Below are 20,170 nucleotides of genomic sequence, written 5' to 3'. Positions count from 1 at the left end.
GATGCCCCAATGCGTCAGAAGAACTCCAGACTGACGCGGAACATCTGCTCCACATGCTTTACGGCGTCAGACGTTGCGAAAATGACGACACGATCCTTAGGCTTGATCCGCACATCGCCATTGGGGCGGATCACCTGCCCGTCGCGATAGATTGCCCCGATTCGCAAGCCTTCCGGCAAGTCGAGATCGCGCAGCGGCGCACCAACGAGCGATGACGTTTCCAGCGCCTCGGCTTCGATCAGTTCGGCCATGTCGCGATAAACACTATAGACCGCGCGAATACGGCCCCGGCGCACATGCTGCAGGATTTTCGAGATCGTGACCGCTTTCGGATTGATGTAGGCATCGATCCCCACCATGTGGGTGAAATCCTGATAGGCGACCGTATTGAGCAGGGCCATGTTGGACTTGCAGCCCAGGCGTTTGGCCATGATGCTCGACAGGATATTGACCTGATCCTGATTGGTCAGTGCCACCATCAGGTCGGCATCCTGAATATCGGCTTCCTGCAGGAGATTCTGGTCCAGTGCGCTGCCGTGCAGGACCATGGTGCGCTTCAGCTGATCGGCAATCGCGAACGCACGATCATGCTCGCTCTCGATCATCTTGACGCGCGTGTTCCACTTGCGGTCCTCGATGGCCTTGGCCACGTAGAGACCAATATTGCCGCCGCCTGCAATAACGATGCGGCTGGCTTCCGGTTTCTCGTGCCCGAACAAGGCAAGCGTGCGGCGAACCTGCTCGCGCGTTGTCACGACATAGGCCAGATCGCCCGCATTCAGCTCGTCGGATGAGCGCGGGATAAACAGGCTATCATTGCGCACCACGCCAACGACAGTCGCTGCAAGATCGGGAAACAGATCAGTCAGCTGTTTCAGCGGTGTATTGATGACCGGACATTCATCAAGACATTCGATCGCGAGGCCGATGATCTTGTCGTCCGCGAAGCGCAACACGTCTGTCGCGCCCTGCAACGCGATGCGCCGCAGAACCACCTCGCCCACTTCCAGCTCAGGCGAAATGATAACATCGATTGGCAGGTTTTCGCGCAGGAACAGGTCCTGATACTCGGCCTTGAGATAGGACTGCGCACGGATGCGGGCAATCTTTGTCGGCACGTTGAAGACCGAGTGCGCCACCTGACAGGCCACCATATTGACCTCGTCGGACAATGTGACGGCGATGATCATATCCGCTTCGTCTGCGCCCGCAGCCGCAAGCACATCGGGCTGCGACCCGTGACCGACAAATCCCCGCACATCAAGTGTGTCGCGCACGATCTCGACATGGCGTGCGGATGTGTCGATGACAGAGACGTCGTTCTCTTCGGCGGCAAGCCGCTCGGCGATGCCGTATCCGACTTGCCCTGCTCCGCAAACGATTACCCGCATGACTGCTCCGTCCGAGACAATGAGAGCATTTCCAGCAAAAGTGCGAAGCGGTTTTGCGTAGGATAATGCAAAAAACAGATATCTAGAGCGTCTCCAGCCTCTCCTCTTTGGCTGGAGCGCTCTAAATGCTTATACGCCCAGAGACTTCAGTTTGCGATGCAGCGCCGAACGCTCCATGCCAACGAACTCCGCCGTGCGTGAAATATTGCCGCCGAACCGGTTGATCTGGGCGATCAGATATTCCTTCTCGAAACGCTCGCGCGCCTCGCGCAACGGAAGCGCCATGATGTGCTGGTCGGATTCCGTTGGTGCGCGTGGCAGGGTGTCGCCGATTTCAGCCGGCAAAAGATCGGCTGTCACTGGCTCTTCTGGATCGTCGCCACGTGCCAGAATCATCAGGCGTTCGACATTGTTGCGCAGTTGGCGAAGATTGCCCGGCCAGCTATGCGCCTGCAGAACCGCCATCGCGTCCGGACCGATCTTGCGCGGCTTGATGCCAGCCTGTTCGGCAATCTGCTTCATGAAGTAATCGACCAGAGACGGAATATCCTCGCGCCGGGATGCAAGCGGCGGCACCTGCACAGGGACAACCGACAGACGGTGGAACAGGTCTTCGCGGAACGTGCCTTCCGCAATCATGCCTTCGAGGTTCTGTGCCGTCGAGGAGATGATGCGCACATCCACCTTCACGCGCTTGGTGCCGCCAACGCGCTCAAACTGCTGGTCGACAAGCACACGCAGTATCTTGTTTTGCGTCTCGCGCGGCATATCCGCAACTTCATCGAGATAGAGAATACCGCCATGGGCTTCTTCCAGAGCGCCGACCTTGCGTTCGCCGCCGTCCATCTCAGTACCGAAAAGCTCGATCTCCATCCGCTCTGGCGTGATGGTCGCGGCATTAACCGTCACGAACGGACCGCTGGCGCGGCTCGACTGCGCATGGATGGCACGCGCGGCAAGTTCCTTGCCCGCACCCGACGGGCCAGTGATCATGATGCGGCTGTTGGTTGGCGCTACGCGTTCAATGGTCTGGCGCAACTGGTTCAACGCCAGTGATGCACCGATCAATTCCAGATGGTCGCCAGTACGTTTGCGCAAGTTCGAGACTTCGCGCTTCAGCTTTGAGGTTTCAAGCGCCCGTTCCGCAACGAGGATCAGACGATCAGCCTTGAACGGTTTTTCGATGAAATCGTAAGCGCCGCGCCGGATTGCAGACACCGCCGTTTCGATGTTGCCGTGACCGGAAATCATCACCACCGGCAGTTCGGGGTGCTGCTTCTTGATTTCATCGAGCAGCGCCAGACCATCCAGACGGCTGCCCTGCAGCCAGATATCCAGAAAAACCAGCCGGGGAACGCGATCGTTGATCGCCGCGAGCGCGCTGTCCGCATCGAAAGCCGTGCGGGTTTCATGGCCTTCATCGCTCAGAATGCCTGCAACAAGTTCCCGGATATCCGCTTCGTCATCAACTACAAGAATATCGGCAGCCATATCAAATCACCTGTCCAGCTATGTTCTTTTCGTTATTTTCCGCATTGGTGCCAGCCTCGCCGGCAGGTCCCGCATTCGCACCAGCTTCGTTGGCAGGCGCTTGCGGGAAGACCATGCGTATCATCGCGCCTCGGCCTCCGTGGAAATCCGAAGGCGCGTCATGCAATTCCAGATGCCCGCCATGATCCTCGACGATCTTGCGGACAATCGCGAGACCAAGGCCAGTGCCCTTCTCACGCGTCGTCATATAAGGTTCGAGTAGCTTCTGGCGGTCGTCGCCCGGCAGGCCCTTGCCATTGTCGATAACATCGACAACCAGTTGCCCATCCGCCTGATAGGAACGGATGAGGATATGCCCGCCTTCACCTTCCTTGGCACGATCTTCCTTCGGAAGTCCGTCAATGGCTTCGCTGGCATTCTTGATGACATTGCCGAACGCCTGCCCGATCAGGCGGCTGTCGAAGGAACCGACCAGCTTTTCCGCCCCGAAATCGTTCTGGAAACGAATATCGCTGCGGCTGACTTCGATCAGGAAGGAGGCTTCGCGCAATGCCTCGCGCATGTCCATAAGCCGCATTTCCGGCTTCGGCATGCGGGCAAAGGCGGAGAATTCATCGACCATGCGCCCGATATCGCCCACCTGGCGGATGATCGTATCCGTGCACTGGTCGAAAACCTCGCGATCCTCGGTGATCACCTTGCCGTAACGGCGGCGAATGCGTTCGGCGGACAGCTGGATCGGCGTGAGCGGATTCTTGATCTCATGCGCAATGCGGCGGGCGACATCCGCCCAGGCCGACGAACGCTGCGCCTGCACCAGATCGGTGATGTCATCCACGGTCACGACATAGGAATGATCTTCGGATTCCGTATCCTCGACGGTCACCTGCACGTTGAACGTGCGCGCCACGCCGCCGCGGGTCATGCTGACCTGCTCGCGGTGTACGGCACGTCCCGTTGAACGGGCGACCTCGAAAGCCTGCCCGATCTCTGGCGCAATGCTGGTAAGGCTTTTGCCAACAGCATCATCCGATGTGACACCGAACATATGCTCTGCGGAACGGTTCAGAATGGAGATACAGCCATCTGTTTCGATGCCGATGACGCCTGCCGTCACACCGGAAAGCACGGCTTCAGAGAAGCGACGGCGCTCATCGATCTGGTCCTTGGCGGAAATCAACTCGTTACGCTGGCTCTTAAGTTCCGCGACCATGTTGTTGAAAGTGCCTGACAATGCGCCGACATCACCGTCCGAAGCGCGCACCGGAACCGAGATATCGAGGTTACCAGCCGCCACGTCGTCCGACGCACCGATCAGCAGACGGATCGGGCGCACCAGCCGGTCAGCAACAGCAATACCGGTCCAGATCGCCGAAAGCAGAACGATCAGAGTCAGACCGAAATAGAGCAGCGCGAACGCGATCTGCGTTGGAATGCGGTTCGCATCCATTTCCTGATAGCGCTGGGTGTTGGCTTCCATCAGGCGCATGGCGTCGAGAATCTGCGAATCCACGGCGCGAACCGTATAGAGATAGACGTCCGGTATTTCGCGCATCTTGATAATTGCGCCGACGAAATTACTGTTTCCCGGCGGGATGATGACCGGCTTGCCGTCCGGTGCCGTCTTCAGTGCATCTTCAGTCGGCGGCGGCAAGCGATCTTCGACACCGGTATCGCTCTTGACGACCACTTCACCATTTTCACGCACCAGGAACGCACCGAGCAGACCGCGACCGCGCGTCTGCAACGTCATCAACTGGACGAAGCCGCCACGATCAAGACTGTAGATGGTGCGCTGCGCATCGAGATCCTGCAGCATCGAATAGGACGTGCTTTGCAGGTTGAGCGCGGTTTCGCGAATATAGGCGGTGGTCAGGCTCTGTGATGAACTCACAATGTCGCGGGTATTGGTGTCAAACCAGCGATCAAGACCCAGATTGAGCGTTACGGAAGCAACGATGGCCACCACGATGGCAGGAACCGCTGCAATCAACGAAAACAACGCGACGATGCGGACATGCAGGCGCGAAGCGGCCTTTCCAAGCCGGCGGGCCATGACGATGCGATAGACTTCGCGGCAAATCAGCAGAATGAGGAACAGAATCAACGCGACATTGATGATGACCAATGCCAGCGTTACCGTCCGGTCAGGCGTGATCGGGGTGATGCCAATCAGAATGGCGAAGGATATCGATGCTGTAATCAGCGCTGAAACAACAGTGATGATACCCGGCAGCGCCAGAAGCCTGCGCCCCTCGCCGCCTTGCGATGATTGTTTCTCGCCGTTCATGTCCGTCGTCAGATTCGCCGTGCTCATGTTAACCATGTTACCCAATAGCGTTGCATCTATGCAACGCATTGTGGCGAAAATGCAACGTTTGTTTCGCACTCAGTTGTTGACGAAGGGTAACTCTCGTTCAGCGGCCATGCGGATACTCATCAGTCAACCCAATGGAGACAACATTCGGCGCTCAATTTTTGGCGCAATGCATCAGAAATTGAGCCTGGCCATTGCAAGTGAATCGACAAACTCTCCGGCTCGGAAAGCATCCTTCACGTGAATGCCCTCCGGGACGAAACCGAACTTCTCATAGAGATGGATCGCGGCGACATTGTCGACATAGACGGTCAGCTCAAGCCGCTTCAGACCGAGCCAGTTATCGGCGATCTCGATCAGCTCGGTCATAAGTGCCGTGCCTATCCCCTTGCCGACATACTGGTCGTCTATTCCCATTATAATACCTGCGGTATGGCTCCGTCTTCCGGTGCGCCGCAGCAAGCCAGCGTTTGCGACGATCTCTTCATTGATCGTCGCAACAATCACCGTCGATTCCGGTCCGAGCGAATCCAGCCATTTCTTCGTGGTCTCAAGGCGCTGGAACGGCGTGCGCAAAGTGCCGAACCGAAATCCCGGCATGTTCTGCAGGCGGGTGAGACCTTCAGCATCCGTAGCTTCTACTGCGCGAATGACGAGATTTTCAGGTCGCATTTGGACTCCTGATTTCAGTGTTCCGGCAATCTTCAGTTCGCAGGCTGGCAAACATCCAGACATGCTGAGATTGGCTGGCGATTTTTATCGCAGATACAACCGTTTGACGCGGAATAGGATAGTCCGGGCTTTTCCCGGTCGTAAAATGAATAAATTGCAACAAGTACGAAGCCTGAAATCGTCAGGCACAATATTTGATACATTTTGATCTCCCTTGCGCCGGAAGATCAACATTGTCCTTGCTGGCGGAGAATTTCTCAACGCCAACAAATGCCTCGTAATTATATGGATTAGCTATTGCGCGTGCGCGAGTAGCCCTTCTGACACAGCAACACCGCCCAAATTGGGCGGTGTTGCAAAATTCAGTATGCCAAACGACCCATTCGTTCTGCGCGATCAGTTTTCAGCGCCGTAAGCGTCGAAATCAAAGTACTTGTCGTTGACTTCCTTGTACTTGCCGTTCGCACGGATCGCCTTGATGGCATTGTTGAACTTTTCGACCAGTTCAGGACGGCCCTTCTTCATGGCAACGCCGACGCCAACGCCATGGATGTTGTCGTCGGACGGATAAGTGCCGACCATCTTGCAGCAGGCACCATCCGGCGTCTTCAGCCATTCGCTGAGCGTTACACTGTCGTCGTTGACGGCATCAAGGCGACCATTGGCCATATCGAGCCGGTATTCTTCGGCGGTCGGATAAGCCTTGATCGTGCTGTCCGTGAAGGCGTGTTCGGCATAGTTGGCGTGCGTCGTTGACACCTGAACGCCAATTGTCTTGCCGGCGAGGTCTTCCTTGGTCACACCCTTGATGTCGCTGTCCTTGGGGACCGCGATGCCGGGAGGTGTGTTGTAATACTTATTGGAGAAGTCGACCTGCTTCTTGCGCTCATCCGTGATCGACATGGAGGATACATAAGCGTCAAACTTTCCGGCCTGAAGTGCCGGAATAGTGCCATCCCACTCCTGCGTGATGAATGTACACTCGGCTTTCATTTCCTCGCAGAGCGCCCTTGCGATATCGACATCAAAGCCCGACAGCGAGCCATCCGGATTGGTGAAATTGAACGGCGGATAGGCGCCTTCCGTTCCGATTACAAGTTTCAATGGCTCTTCGGCAGTTGCCGCGCCGATCACCAAACCACTTGCCGTTGCCGCGATCCCGACAATCGAAGCTGCCACAGCGATACGCTTTAATACGCGCATTCAGATCCCTCCCATTTCATTTTGGCTTTTCCAGAATTGATCTTCTGGTTAAGCCCCTGACAAGGGGAGGCTCAAGCAGGCAATGCAAATCGCCGACTCGTCATGATTTCTCCCCCGCCGCTATCAATAGATGGTTCGATGGAGCTTGCACAATGTCTTTTTGAATACGGAAATAGTTCTCGATTCTGTCCTGATTGCACGCATAAATGCTGTTCATCAAGCTCATCAAGTAAGTGGCGCACCCGATACGAGATGCGAACCTGTGCCCTCTGCCTTCGGTGTCTTCATCAATTAGGCAAGCACTAAAACCTATTCTGCAAACTACCGTACAGCTACCGCCGACAATAGATAAGATCGATACAAAATAGACCTTTTCAACGATAAAAAGTAATCATGATAAGCGATTAGGATAAAGCTAACGAGTTGATGTTCCCAGCGGGAGGGCTAACTAAAATAAACATAAATCGTTCCAAACATTGGCGCGAAATTATAGAAAATAATAGAATACATTAAACATAACACGCAAATATTGCCAAAGGTGTGCAATGAATAGCCTACTTGATGTGACTCTTGACGCAGCAAAACAAGACCAGAGAACAGTTGACGATAATCGCCGCAGTGTTGCTCCTCTGCTGGATGGGATGTCTTTCTATGAAAGTATCCGTCATAATGATGACCGTGGCAGCGTAACGGAAATATATGACCCGCGCTGGAACTGGCATCCAGATCCGCTGGTGTTCTCCTATATGTTCACGATACGCCCCGGCATGGTAAAAGGCTGGGGACTACATAAGGAGCACGAAGATAGATACTTTGTGATCAGCGGCGAATTGGAGCTTGTCTTATTTGATCCAAGGCCGGAATCGAGCACTTACAATAAAATTTGTAAAGTATATTTATCCGGAAACCAGCCGAGGCTTGTAAATGTACCGAAGTTTGTTTGGCATGCAGATCACAACATAGGTAACTCCGAACTCGTAGTGCTAAATTTCCCAACGATACAATATGATCATTCAAAACCAGATAAATATCGCCTGCCTCTCGATACAGATTTGATACCTTATGACTTCGGAGCAGCAAAGGGATGGTAGACGACCCTCTGTTCTCGATATTGCTTCCTACCCATAGCCGGGTCGATGTAATCGGCTATGCGGTGCAATCAGTATTAAATCAGACAGTTAAGGATTTTGAACTACTCGTTGTCGGGGACGGATGCCCGCCCGAAACGCGTACAATTTTGCAAGGCTTCAACGACCCTCGGATTCGCTTTTTTGACCTGCCTAAGGCGCCGCATTTTGGCTATGCAAATCGTAATATTGCATTGAAAGAATCGCGCGGTAAATTCATAGCCTTCATGGCGGACGATGACCTAATATTGCCAGATCATCTGGAGGTATTGGAGGAGGCATTAAGCGGAGGAAGCGCGCTCGCGTATACTCAGGCAATTTGGATTTCGACAGATGGAATTGCGGCACCATTTTTGACAAATCTTGAGTTCGAAGATGAACTTGAATTCTTTATGCTGCATCAAAACTCGATACCAGCCAGTTGCTTCGCTTACCGGGCAGACGCGCTGTCGCGAAGGGATGTTTGGCCAGAAGATGTTTCTTCCGCCGGCGACTGGCGGCTATGGCACGAAATTATCCAAAAGAACTCTGACGATCCATTGACTTATCGGCGCTTGCCGACAGTACTTCATTTTTCGGCACACTGGAAACAGTCACGAAGTTCAGGCATGCCTCAATTTGCCAATTTTCTTGATATCGCCGACAGCGCTGATTGGTGGCCCACCGCTCTCAGGCCCAACGTAACAGCTTCAATGAACGAGCAGAGTGTATTCGCATCAATGCTGTTTGAAGAGCCAGTCTTATGGCCGGCAAAACTACGTCGTGCCGCAACCGATTTAGTTAATAGGATTGCCTGGGACAACATTAGATTTTTACACGACAACGCCAGGAGGATCGAAGTATTATCTGAAGAATTACGCACACTAACTGAACGCAATAACGTACTTTCCGAGCAGCTTGCCAATCAAAAGGCGGAAAGCAACGTCCATTTGGAAGCGTTTTCAAAATCCCAACAAGATATAGTAAAATATACGAATGAGATAGACCAACTCCGCAATTCAACTTGTTGGAAGCTCACAGCTCCCCTTCGAAATGTCGTTGAGTTTGTTCGCAGGCAGCTTGGCCAGGACGGAAAAAACTCTTTAAGAACGTGATGCTGCCCGTACCGGATCGAGAAGCTTGCTCGTTTCCTTCATTCGGTCGCGCAGTTGACGGCCTTCACGCCGGCGAGATAGCCAGTCGCCATAAGAATGGAGCTTGTCCCGCAGAAATTCCACAGTGAATTTCAGATGCTTGAAACACAGGGGCCAGCGACCCAATCAATCCAATTAACGCCAGGAGGAACGACCGTCGTATGACGACCCGTCGGGCGCATACCTGTGCAACGTCTCGCAGGAATCGACGGCGATAGTGATATGTCCCTGCTTGGGTAATAACGATATGCTTCAATGCAAGCCCATTGCGCACCTTCCGTGGACCCGTTTATGGACCGGAAAGGTCGAGAAATCATAGACACCATTGATATTTAAAGGATTTTTGGAGAAAAATGGCGCACCCGACAGGATTCGAACCTGTGACCTCTGCCTTCGGAGGGCAGCACTCTATCCAGCTGAGCTACGGGTGCATTGCCGGAAGGCTCGAAGCCTTTACATGCGCGTTTCTAACTGAACCGCGCATATGCATCAATGGCTTATTTTGATTAAGCGGCGCAAATTTTGCCGTTAGAGCGCATCCCGAAAAGTGTGAAACGGTTTTCGGATAAGATGCGCACCAGAACAGACAGTTGAATCGCCCTATGAACGCAACCCGGGAGCCTCCTGCCCCGTCCGCTCCACATATTCCGTATAGCCGCCGCCATATTGGTGAATGCCTTCCGGTGTCAGCTCCAGAACCCGGTTCGACAAAGCGCCGAGGAAATGCCGGTCGTGCGATACGAACAGCATCGTGCCCTCATAGGCAGCAAGCGCCTTGATGAGCATTTCCTTCGTATCGAGATCAAGGTGGTTGGTCGGCTCGTCCAGGACCAGGAAATTCGGCGGATCGAACAGCATGGCCGCCATGACCAGACGCGCCTTTTCACCGCCCGATAGCACGCGGCACTTCTTTTCGATATCGTCACCGGAGAATCCAAAGCAGCCAGCCAGCGCGCGAAGTGGGGCCTGCCCTGCCTTCGGGAAGCGCTCTTCCAGCCATTCCAGTATCGTTGCATCGCCGTCGAGCACATCCATCGCATGCTGCGCGAAATAGCCGAGCTTGACGCTGGCGCCAACATTGACGTTGCCCTTGTCCGGCTCGGCAGCGCCTGCAACCAGTTTCAGCAGCGTCGATTTTCCTGCACCATTGATGCCCATGATGCACCACCGTTCGCGGCGGCGAACCATGAAGTCAAAACCGTCATAGATCGTGCGGCTGCCATAGGTCTTGTGCACACCCTTCAGGCTCACAACGTCCTCACCCGAACGCGGTGCCGGCGCGAAGTCGAAAGCGACCGTCTGGCGACGGCGTGGCGGCTCCACGCGGTCGATCTTCTCCAGCTTCTTTACGCGGCTTTGAACCTGCGAAGCGTGGGACGCGCGCGCCTTGAAACGCTCGATAAACTTGATTTCCTTGGCAAGCATGGCCTGCTGACGTTCAAACTGCGCCTGCTGCTGCTTTTCGTTCAGCGCCCGCTGGCCCTCGTAAAAGGCATAGTCGCCGGAATAGGTCGTGAGCGAACCACCATCGATTTCAATGATCTTGGTCACGATGCGGTTCATGAATTCACGGTCGTGCGAAGTCATCAGCAACGCGCCGTCGTAGTTCTTGAGGAATGCTTCCAGCCAGATGAGGCTTTCGAGATCAAGATGGTTGCTTGGTTCGTCGAGCAGCATCACATCCGGGCGCATCAGCAGAATGCGCGCCAGCGCAACACGCATTTTCCAACCGCCGGAGAGCTTGCCGACATCGCCATCCATCATTTCCTGCGTAAAGCTAAGGCCTGCCAGAACCTCACGCGCACGGCCATCCAGACCGTAGCCATCCAGCTCTTCGTAGCGCGCCTGCACTTCACCGTAGCGTTCGATGATCGCATCCATCTCGTCCATACGGGCCGGATCGACCATCGCGGCTTCCAGCTCGCGAAGTTCAGCCGCAACCACGCTGACGGGCCCCGCACCTTCCATCACTTCCGCAACGGCTGATCGACCGCCCATTTCGCCGACATTCTGGTCGAAATAACCGACCGTCACGCCTTTTTCGACGGAAACCTGGCCTTCGTCCGGCAGTTCATCGCCGGTGATCATGCGAAACAGGGTTGTCTTGCCCGCACCGTTGGGACCGACAAGGCCGATTTTTTCGCCACGGTTCAAAGCGGCGGAAGCCTCGATATAGAGAATGCGATGGCTGTTGGACTTGCTGATATTGTCGATGCGGATCATGGAACGGGAGGACTTTGTTGAGTGGAATGGAGCGTAAGGTTGTCGCGTTGCGGCCTCCCTATGCCATGACAGCACGGGCAAGTCACCCCGCTTCGCGATCAAGTGTCGGATGGAAAGCTCAGGGAATATTACGTAACCATTGCTGGGTCGAGAATTTCTCGACCGCAAGCTTTTCCGCAGCTGCATATTCTTCCGGCGTAATCTTGCTGCTCACGCCGCCATTCAGCGACACGAACATATCCTTCATGCGCTTGATGACTTCTTCGCGCGGCAGTCCTGTCTGGCTGCGAACCGGGTCGACACGCTTGACTGCGCTGGCTGTGCCCTTGTCACTCAACTTCTCGCGCCCGATACGCAGGACCTTCACCATCTTCTCGGCATCCATGTCATAAGCCATGGTGACATGGTGGAGAACCGTCCCCTTGGAGAAGCGCTTCTGCGCCGCGCCGCCGATCTTGCCCTTGGAGCTCGAAATATCGTTCAGCGGTTTATAGAAAGCATCGATGCCGAGCGAGTTGAGCGCCTTCAACACCCAATCATCCAGATATGCGTAGGAATCGGCGAAGCTCATGTCCCCTACGAGTTCGCCCGGCGCATAAAGCGAATAGGTGATGGTACTGCCGGGTTCCACAAACATCGCGCCGCCACCGGTAACGCAACGGACAGTTTCGACGCCGAATTCCCGCGTTGCGTCCATATCGACTTCATTGCGCAGTGATTGAAATGCGCCGATGATGATGGCGGGGCGTTCCCATTCCCAGAAGCGTAATGTTGGCGCGCGGCGTCCGGCGGCAACCTCCTGTGCCAGAACCTCGTCAAGCGCAAGATGCATGGCAGGGGAAACCGCAGGCATTTCAACGATCTGCCATTCGAAATCCCGCCATGTGCGGGCAACACCCAAAGCCCGCCGGACGGCAATCGCAACCGCTTCCGGGCTGAAGCCGAGCATCATGGCGTCGGGCCGAAGACCTGCCCTCACAGCGTCGGCAATCTGCTCCGACGACGCATCGGCAGAGAGACCTTCGACAGCGTTGCGGATATCCTCCAGAGCCTCGTCCGGCTCCAGGAAGAAGTCGCCCGCCACCTGCACATTGCTCAGGCGCCCGTCACGAACATCCAGATCGACAACGACAAGTTTTCCGCCGTGGACTTTGTATTCGCCGTGCATATGGGCAGCCTTCCAAAGAGTGAACGTGAGTGTTTCACTCTCATTTCATGAAAGCTGCGGGAAAGGAAGCGGTTCAGGAGTGGTCGATGGATTATATTCCAGCTTCAGAAGGCGCGACGTGCTGATCAAGCGAGGTCTGGCGCACTTCCTTGGTCTTGTGGCCGACATAGAATCCAGTGGCAATCATGGCCGCCAGAACAACGACAATCGATTTGAAACTGAACGGCAGATGGTGCATTTCTGGTCCTCACTCCAGCTCCAAGCAAACCAGAGCAGGAAATGATTGTCGACCCCACATTCGTTCCAGCTCTTCGACACCCGCAAAATTCCTGTCAGGCGTTGCAAGCTTGCAGCTCTTTGTGAACTGCGCATTCATCCTCTGTTCAAGATATCGGAACTAAAGCATATTTCATCGATATCAGAGGGACTCATCATGACACCTGCACTCAAGACGACTGTTGCTTCACTATGCCTTGGCGGCCTGGTGGCCGTCCTCTCCCCGCTTGTAACGCCGGCGTCCGCAGCCAAGTTGCAGCGCTGCGCAAGCGAGAACGGAGTCTGCCAGCTGCCCTACCCGGCTGAAGTGGTCTATGGCACCGGCGGACAAAATACGTCGCGCTTCATTGATCGGCCACAGGTCACCTGTTCGAACCGCGTCTTCGGTGACCCGGCGCCGGGCAAAAAGAAAAGCTGCTCCTTCGTGGTTCAGGATCGCTGGGAAGACAGGCCTGGCCGTCCGGGCCGCCCTGATCGCCCCGAACGCCCGGATCGGTATGATCCGTATGACCGTTATGATGACCGCGACCGCGACTGGAGCCGTTGTGCGAAGGAAGGCGGGTTCTGCGACTTTTACGGTCGCAAGCGCGTCCGCTACGGCGCAAACGGCCGGTTCACGGAAGGCGTCTTCCGCAATGGCGTCCAATGTGACAATCGCGCCTTCGGCGATCCCGCACGCGGTAAGGCTAAAGCCTGCTACGTACTCGATTAAGAGCCGGACGTAAGAATATAGAAGCCCGGACTGATCAGTCCGGGCTTTTTCTATCTAGTTAATACAGAATCTCGAGAATATACATATCACGCTGTTTTTATTATACTTTGTTTCCAGCTTCACCGAAAATACTATAGCAGTTACGACCTTTGCCCTTTGCCTCATAGAGCGCAATGTCCGCATTGCGGGCGAGCGTGTCCGGCGTTGTGCCGTCGCGCGGTGCGAGAACTGCCCCGACGCTTGCCGAAACATCCAGATTGACGCCGTGGATGAGGAAAGGTTCACGAAAAGCCTCAACCACCCTTCCTGCCACCGTCTCGATGATTTCCATGCAATCTTCATCAGGAAGAATGACGGCGAATTCGTCACCTCCCACACGCACCGGAATATCTGTTTCCCTTAAGGCGGAACGCAAACGTTGAGCCGCTTCGATCAGAAGCGCGTCGCCCATCAGGTGACCGTAGGTGTCGTTGACCGCCTTGAACCGATCGAGATCGATCAGCAGCGCACCAATCGGCTTGCCCTGCTGCAAGGCTTTTTCGATCATCGGAATGGCAAATTCGGTGAGAGCCCCGCGATTATAAAGTTTGGTCAGGCGGTCGGTCAGTGCGAGGCGCTTGAGAGCGGTGGAATCGTCAGTCAGGAATTTGTTGGTCTTTTGCAACCGCAGCAATCCACTTGCAATGCGGGCAAAATCCTCAAGCTTGGCACGTTCCGTATCGGAAATCTTTCGCGGCCTGCTATCGACAATGCACAGGGAGCCGACCGTCAATCCGGCATCGACAGACACCGGTGCACCAGCATAAAAGCGGAAACGCGGTTCGCCGGTCACATAAGGCATGCTGCAAAAGAAATCGTTCTCGACCATATCCTCAATCACGAAGAGCTCACCGCTTTCCACCACGAAGGTGCAGGCGGTCAACTCGCGGGGACAACTGCTGACCTTTTCGCCAGCATTGGCAGCAACACGCTGCCAGTCCTCGTCAATGATATTGAGAGCAGATGTGCTGACGTCAAAAACGTCTTTCACAAGCGATACAAGGGTATCCAGTTCGGGCAGTCCAAGGCTGGACACGGAAACAAGACTACGGACGCTTTCAAGTCGCTCGACTTCATTGGCAGGAACCGAAAAAGGCTTCTTTTCCGTCATCGAACTATAGGCATCCATGCTCATCATTCTCACCGTCATCTATGCTCCCTTTTTGGATATAGATAGTGATGAGAACCTCGACAGCAAGCCAAGCTTGTCCGGACAGGCAGAGTTCGAACAGGTTTTTGTCAGGCGGAAGCAAGATGGCGAAACAGGTGTTTCACTATAAAACAAAAAAAAGCGGCGGCCGAATGGGCCGCCGCCTCTGTCGCTAGAAACATGGACTGGAGGTCATCATAGTTCTACGACAATGCGTGTGCTGAAGCGGGCACTATTAGCCAGCGTATCAGCTAGAATATCAGAACGAGCGCTGGAAGCGGATCTTGCCCTGCCAGGCGTCTTTGCCGTCCATGCTCGTGTTCTTGTCCTGCCACTTGGTGTAGGAAACTTCAGGCGTGATGGTGAAGCCAGGAACGATCTGGTAGGCAACGTTTGCCGTTGCAGCGAAGGTTTCGCTGTCGTCATAAGCGGCCTGTACGTTGAAAGTGGCCTTGCTGGTTGCCTTGTAGGCTGCGCCGCCCCAGACTGCCCAGTCACCGCCCCAGGTGCCGTAGAACGAGTCGATGATACGGACGCGATAACCGCCCGACGTGCCGTAATGATCGTCGTTGGACTTGTATGCGCCCTGCAGCCAGACCGAGAACTGATCGGTGATGTTAACATCGCCGCGGACCTTTCCGGCCCATTCCTCGTTACGGGCGTCATAGGCGACGACACCGGCGATCTTGCCCCAGCTCTGCTCGTATTTCAGGCCACCGACCACATGCGGCATGTAATCCTTGATGGTGACGTCTACGTTCGAGTCGGTGTTGCCACCTTCTTCAAAGGAGACAATGGCCGAGAAACCGTTCCCGCCCTTGAAGGTGTAGCTGATGAGGTTGGTACGGTAGCCGCCAGCGAGGATCACGTCGTCGCTGATGACGTTGCCGAGGTAACCGGTGAAAGTGACGAAAGCCGATTCATCCAGACCGACGCGCAGGCCGCCAAGCTGGATATAGGCGTAACGCAGCGAGGTGCTGGTGGAGCCGCCATTGTAATTGTTGGCTTTGCCGTTGCCGTCGCCGTTCCAGTCGTAACGCAGTTCGCTATAGGTCTTGAGCGTGCCGAGTTCTGTTTCGGAAGCGGTCGAGAAACGAAGGCTGACGCGGGCCAGCTTGTTCCAGGTGTCGCGCTCCAGCTGTGCGGGAGTACGAGCATAATTGTTGTCGCCACCGCTTGCGTCGTAGCGAACATAACCATGAATGCGAAGGCAGGTTTCCGTTCCCGGAATGTAGAAATAGCCAGCACCATATGCATCGCATACGCGGACATATTCGACTGCTTCCGGCTCAGGTGCCACGATCGCATCGGCTGCTTGCGCGCCAGAAATCGCTACGAGCGATGCTGCCGAACCGAGAAGAATTTTTCTGATATTCATAAATGCGTCTCCAGTAGATGAGTTAGACGCCACCGCTATATTTACTCACAATAACTTGATCAATGTTTATTCAATGTATATTTTGTGAATTATTTATATGTGATATAAAAGTTACTTCATATATATTTTATAAATACAAAATTATTCAGAATAAGAATAAAGTAATTCCTGTCATCGCCGCTCCACGCAACGAATCCACCATATCAGCGATAATTTTATTCAGCCCCTTATGCCCTTCCAATCCGCGTAACGAGCGGACGCCCTCGCCTATCCGGCAACGGTGAAAGTTTTATAACAGCAACAAGAAATATACGTCGCGAGGCGGATAATTGCGCGTGTTTTCCAGTTCACGCTGGAAAGCCATAAACCGCGACTCGTCAATTCAAATGCATGGAATGTTGATTCGTCATTGTCGACCTGACGAAGTGAATTTCCTCGGTCATTCTCTGACCCAATAAAGAAAACGAAGGCAGCAGGGGTAATGCAATGGTTCTATTCTCTATTGTCATAGGCGTGCTGACGTCTGCGGTGGTAATTGCGGCGTGCATCATGCTTTGGAGATATGAACGTCCCTGAAATTTCCCACAGAAAGAGTGGGCGTGGCGACTGGCCCACTTCGACAGTCGAATCCAATAATAGCCTGGCCTACTTCGGTTGATTGCCCTGCATTTTGTTCGCTTCCGCGATTGCAGATACGGTGATGCGTGGAGCTTCCGTCTTCGCTTTTTCGGCAATGTCAGCGAGCATGCGCAGCCTGCCCACGGCCTTCCATTCGGCTTTTTCAGTCACCCTGGCGCGTATTTCATCAATTCGCTTCAAAATGTTTTCATTTGCTTTCAGACGCATTTTATTGCCAAGATTAGGCTCAAATCCGGCTCGCTGATATGCCCGTCTGCTGTCAGACCTTCAGCCAATTCCTTTGCGAACATTTCCTGCTTTGCATTTTTCAAGACTGGCTTATGCCCATCACCATAAGGATACTCTATGATGAGATCAGAAGACGCTCTGTTGCTGAATGCTATTAGCGCCCAGGCCGACCGGGCCGAATTGATTATACCCAAGACCCTTTCGCTAAATCCGATTGCCGAACGACTACACGACGAATTCCCACATCGATCCACTGCCGAAATAGAAACTCAGTGCCGAGTTGTCTGGCAGGATCGTTATCTGTTCTGGAACTGATATTCGCCTTCACAACTGGTTTTGGCGTAGACACGTCGTTATCGAGGCGCAGAACAAAACCGATCCAGTGCTGCCGACGCAGGGTCAGCAGTCACTACCCCGCTTCGGCGGGTTTTTGTTTAGGCAATAAGTGCGGTGGCTGTACGTGATGAGGCGGGCTCTTACGACCCGCTCATTTCGTTATTCTTTTTCTTTTTATCTTCGTCGTAATGCCACTTGATGGCGAAGAACATGGCCACGCCTAACACGAGAACCTTGAACACCACGAAGAATATCGGAATCCATTCCATCTTCTGAATATTTCCATACAGCTATCAATCGCGAGGAGCATTATCCCAGAACCGCTGCCTCGGCATCTTCTTTTTTGTGCCATTGGTACTTTGATAAAATCAGGCGGCATCGATTTCCAACCATTGCCGAGTTGGAAAGTTTGATGGATAAGGATTTTTCTTTAATTTCAATGAAGTGAATGGTGGGCGTGACAGGGATTGAACCTGTGACCCTTCGCGTGTGAAGCGAATGCTCTCCCGCTGAGCTACACGCCCGATGAGCCAAGCTCGATCAAGGTGGTGCGGATATACTGGCCAGCGGCTGCATAAGTCAAGCGTCTCGCAAGCCTGTTTCCAAAGAGATTTCGATCTTCTCCCCAACAGCCTCTGATCGCAAAGAAAAACGGCAATCACACATCGATGATTACCGTTCTGTTTTGATATGGGAGGGATTTCAGAGCGCTGCGAGGCGCGAACCTGCCGTCTTGTCGAATGCTTTCTGCAATCCGGAATCACGGTCGTAAACATCGCCGTAATAATGGATTTTTCCATCCGCTTCCGGCCATGCTGTGAAATAGGAAATGAAGACAGGCACAGGTTCCTTGACCTTGATGCCGCGCTCATTCTTGCCGAAATATTTTTCCAGATCCGTCACCGATGTCCCCAGAACCGCCGCCGCCATATCGCGTGGGCGTTCCAGACGAATGCAGCCATGGCTCAGGGCACGCATATCGCGGCTGAAATAGGATTTGGCCGGAGTGTCGTGCATGTAGATATCATGCGTATTCGGGAACAGAATTTTGAGCTCGCCCAGCGCATTGTCGAGGCTCGGCTTCTGGCGAATACCGACATGGGCTTTGCCCGCGGCAACTGCACTCCAGTTGACGGCACTGGCGGAAACCTTCTTGCCGCCTGCATAGACCTCGTAACCATTGCGGTCGAGATAGCTCGTATCACGCATAACCTTGGGCAGCATCTCGTTCAGGATGATCGAGCGCGGCACGCCCCATGACGGATTGAAAACGACCGTCTGGACCTTGTTGTAAAAGAAGTAGGTCTGATGGGTTGGAGAGCCGATAACCACATTCATGGCCAGTTTCTCTTTTCCGTCCTCGAAATATTCGGCACGGTAAGCCGGCTGATTGACCATCACGTAACGCGTGCCGAAATCATGCGGCAGCCAGCGCAGGCGCTCCATGGAATAAAGGATCCGGTCGCGTTTGATGGAAGATTGCTCGCCTTGAAGTGCGGAAAGCGTATTGCGACCGATGACGCCGTCCGGCGTGCTGCCCGAAAGCTTCTGATAATCCTTGATTGCAGAAACCAGTTCCGGATCATAGACGTCGCCGCTCGCATGCGTGTCCAGCACTTGCTTGTGCTGTGCCAGATAGCCAGCAGGCGCATGTCTCGAAATCAGCGCAACCACCTTGCTGAGCTGGTCATTGGTATCGCCCGGCTTGATGATGCCATTCAGCGAGATGCGGATTGGCTCGGCAGATGGCGGCTCGGTATTCGCAAGCTCGCGCTTCAACGCCGCATATTGCTCATTGCTCGGCTGGAAACCATGCAGATAGGCAGCCGGATCGCTTTCCGATGCCAGCTTTTCGAGAACGGCTTTCGGATCGACACGGTTGCGCGGCAGATCGTGGAAACCACTGAGGCGGTCTGCGATTACACGTCCCTCACCCGCATCGATGGCATAGCGCAGCGCGCGGGCAGACATGCGAATTTCAAATTCTGCGAGTTTCTGCTGGCGCTCAGATTCAGCAGCGCCATCGAAATTGTCAGCCGGGATCGTGACTGCATATTCATCCGGGTTGAGCCCGTCTTCGTCCGCACGGGCAAAGAAAGCCGCAACATTCTTGGCGCGGTCGAGCACTTTATCGTCGGCCGACCACATGAAAGAGCGCTGACTTGAATAATAGTCGACGATCGCCTGAGCGATCTCTTTCTCGGCTTTGACATTCACGGATTTCAGATAATTCGTCGCTGCATCGAAGGCACGCTGCCCCGGCGTTTCTTCGCGAATCTGCGGACGGATCGGCGACATGCCCGATGTCAGCGGATCGACGGTCACTGGTTCGGTTGCTGCAGTTACCTGCATATCGAGCGCGCTGAAATCGATATTGACCAGAGTATCCGGCTTGTAGTCGTAAATCTGCGGCCCTTTGACGGTCACGCGCTGGACTGGCGGAAGGCTGCGCACAGCGGCACGAGGAGCGGAAACGGCCTTCGGTGCTACAGGTGCGCGAGGAGTGACTTGCGGCTGAACAGGCTGGGCTGGCTGCACCTGCTGCTGGCGACGCTGTTGGAAAAGTTCCATCAACGAATTTGCGGCTTGAGCCTGTGCCGTGGGGAGAAACACCGAAGCTGCCAGAGCTATCGCGGCTGCGCGGCGGATATTTTGTCCGCGTGCGGCGCTGCTCTTTTCATCCATCT

16 protein-coding genes and 2 tRNA genes are annotated in these 20,170 nt (G+C 54.4%); 3 read left to right on the top strand and 15 right to left on the bottom strand.

Annotated elements, in window-relative coordinates; translation table 11 throughout:
- Positions 1-14: 14 nt before the first annotated feature.
- The 5 genes from trkA to AC1RHM_RS00580 all read right to left on the bottom strand — a co-directional run bounded on the left by trkA (position 15) and on the right by AC1RHM_RS00580 (position 7,074).
- Positions 15-1,391: a Trk system potassium transporter TrkA gene (gene trkA, locus AC1RHM_RS00600; protein WP_010660146.1), complete on the bottom strand. Its 1,377-nt coding sequence runs from the start codon at positions 1,389-1,391 to the stop codon at positions 15-17.
- A 129-nt stretch (positions 1,392-1,520) separates the two neighbouring features.
- Positions 1,521-2,882, bottom strand: a complete 1,362-nt coding sequence (ntrX, locus tag AC1RHM_RS00595; RefSeq protein ID WP_010660147.1) for a nitrogen assimilation response regulator NtrX — start codon at positions 2,880-2,882, stop codon at positions 1,521-1,523.
- 1 nt (position 2,883) lies between these two features.
- Positions 2,884-5,241: a sensor histidine kinase NtrY-like gene (locus tag AC1RHM_RS00590; RefSeq protein WP_151576372.1), complete on the bottom strand. Its 2,358-nt coding sequence runs from the start codon at positions 5,239-5,241 to the stop codon at positions 2,884-2,886.
- Positions 5,242-5,373: 132 nt separating this feature from the next.
- Positions 5,374-5,871 carry a GNAT family N-acetyltransferase gene (locus AC1RHM_RS00585; protein WP_012092095.1) on the bottom strand — a complete coding sequence of 166 codons (498 nt, stop codon included), beginning with the start codon at positions 5,869-5,871 and terminating at the stop codon, positions 5,374-5,376.
- Between the two features lie 396 nt (positions 5,872-6,267).
- On the bottom strand, positions 6,268-7,074 hold the full coding sequence (locus tag AC1RHM_RS00580) for an ABC transporter substrate-binding protein (RefSeq protein ID WP_151576373.1): 807 nt from the start codon (positions 7,072-7,074) through the stop codon (positions 6,268-6,270).
- Between the two features lie 545 nt (positions 7,075-7,619).
- Here AC1RHM_RS00580 and AC1RHM_RS00575 point away from each other — a divergent pair.
- Together AC1RHM_RS00575 and AC1RHM_RS00570 are read left to right on the top strand one after the other, a co-directional pair.
- Entirely contained in the window at positions 7,620-8,165 is a 546-nt protein-coding gene (locus AC1RHM_RS00575; RefSeq protein ID WP_094513737.1) for a polysaccharide biosynthesis C-terminal domain-containing protein, read from the top strand.
- Positions 8,159-9,295 carry a glycosyltransferase family 2 protein gene (locus AC1RHM_RS00570; RefSeq protein WP_151576374.1) on the top strand — a complete coding sequence of 379 codons (1,137 nt, stop codon included), beginning with the start codon at positions 8,159-8,161 and terminating at the stop codon, positions 9,293-9,295. Before AC1RHM_RS00575 ends, AC1RHM_RS00570 begins: the two co-directional genes overlap by 7 nt.
- A 393-nt stretch (positions 9,296-9,688) precedes the next feature.
- Here AC1RHM_RS00570 and AC1RHM_RS00565 read toward each other — a convergent pair.
- The 4 genes from AC1RHM_RS00565 to AC1RHM_RS00550 form a co-directional block, all read right to left on the bottom strand.
- A tRNA-Arg gene (locus AC1RHM_RS00565) sits at positions 9,689-9,765 on the bottom strand.
- A 169-nt stretch (positions 9,766-9,934) separates the two neighbouring features.
- On the bottom strand, positions 9,935-11,557 hold the full coding sequence (locus AC1RHM_RS00560; protein WP_010660169.1) for an ABC-F family ATP-binding cassette domain-containing protein: 1,623 nt from the start codon (positions 11,555-11,557) through the stop codon (positions 9,935-9,937).
- A 118-nt stretch (positions 11,558-11,675) separates the two neighbouring features.
- Positions 11,676-12,725, bottom strand: a complete 1,050-nt coding sequence (gene lplAB / locus AC1RHM_RS00555; RefSeq protein WP_151576375.1) for a lipoate-protein ligase LplAB — start codon at positions 12,723-12,725, stop codon at positions 11,676-11,678.
- 91 nt (positions 12,726-12,816) lie between these two features.
- Positions 12,817-12,963 (bottom strand): hypothetical protein, encoded by a 147-nt coding sequence (locus AC1RHM_RS00550; protein WP_155243322.1) that lies wholly within the window; start codon positions 12,961-12,963, stop codon positions 12,817-12,819.
- A gap of 195 nt (positions 12,964-13,158) precedes the next feature.
- On the opposite strand from AC1RHM_RS00550, the gene AC1RHM_RS00545 reads away from it, so the two are divergent.
- Positions 13,159-13,713: a hypothetical protein gene (locus AC1RHM_RS00545; RefSeq protein WP_151576376.1), complete on the top strand. Its 555-nt coding sequence runs from the start codon at positions 13,159-13,161 to the stop codon at positions 13,711-13,713.
- 100 nt (positions 13,714-13,813) lie between these two features.
- On the opposite strand, the gene AC1RHM_RS00540 is transcribed toward AC1RHM_RS00545, so the two are convergent.
- The 6 genes from AC1RHM_RS00540 to AC1RHM_RS00515 form a co-directional block, all read right to left on the bottom strand.
- Positions 13,814-14,902: a sensor domain-containing diguanylate cyclase gene (locus AC1RHM_RS00540; RefSeq protein WP_151576377.1), complete on the bottom strand. Its 1,089-nt coding sequence runs from the start codon at positions 14,900-14,902 to the stop codon at positions 13,814-13,816.
- A gap of 259 nt (positions 14,903-15,161) precedes the next feature.
- Positions 15,162-16,280, bottom strand: coding sequence for a porin (locus AC1RHM_RS00535; protein ID WP_151576378.1), 1,119 nt, complete (start codon positions 16,278-16,280; stop codon positions 15,162-15,164).
- Positions 16,281-16,925: 645 nt separating this feature from the next.
- On the bottom strand, positions 16,926-17,099 hold the full coding sequence (locus tag AC1RHM_RS00530; protein WP_155243321.1) for a hypothetical protein: 174 nt from the start codon (positions 17,097-17,099) through the stop codon (positions 16,926-16,928).
- Positions 17,100-17,623: 524 nt separating this feature from the next.
- A complete protein-coding gene (locus AC1RHM_RS00525) occupies positions 17,624-17,752 on the bottom strand; it encodes a hypothetical protein (protein WP_010660176.1) in 129 nt (42 codons plus the stop codon).
- A gap of 180 nt (positions 17,753-17,932) precedes the next feature.
- Positions 17,933-18,007: transfer RNA gene (locus AC1RHM_RS00520), tRNA-Val, on the bottom strand.
- Between the two features lie 178 nt (positions 18,008-18,185).
- On the bottom strand, positions 18,186-20,168 hold the full coding sequence (locus tag AC1RHM_RS00515; protein ID WP_376749531.1) for a L,D-transpeptidase family protein: 1,983 nt from the start codon (positions 20,166-20,168) through the stop codon (positions 18,186-18,188).
- Positions 20,169-20,170: the final 2 nt, after the last annotated feature.

The sequence above is a fragment of the Brucella sp. GW823-FHT04E01 genome, assembly GCF_058796175.1.
This window is presented reverse-complemented; position numbering and strand designations above follow the sequence as displayed.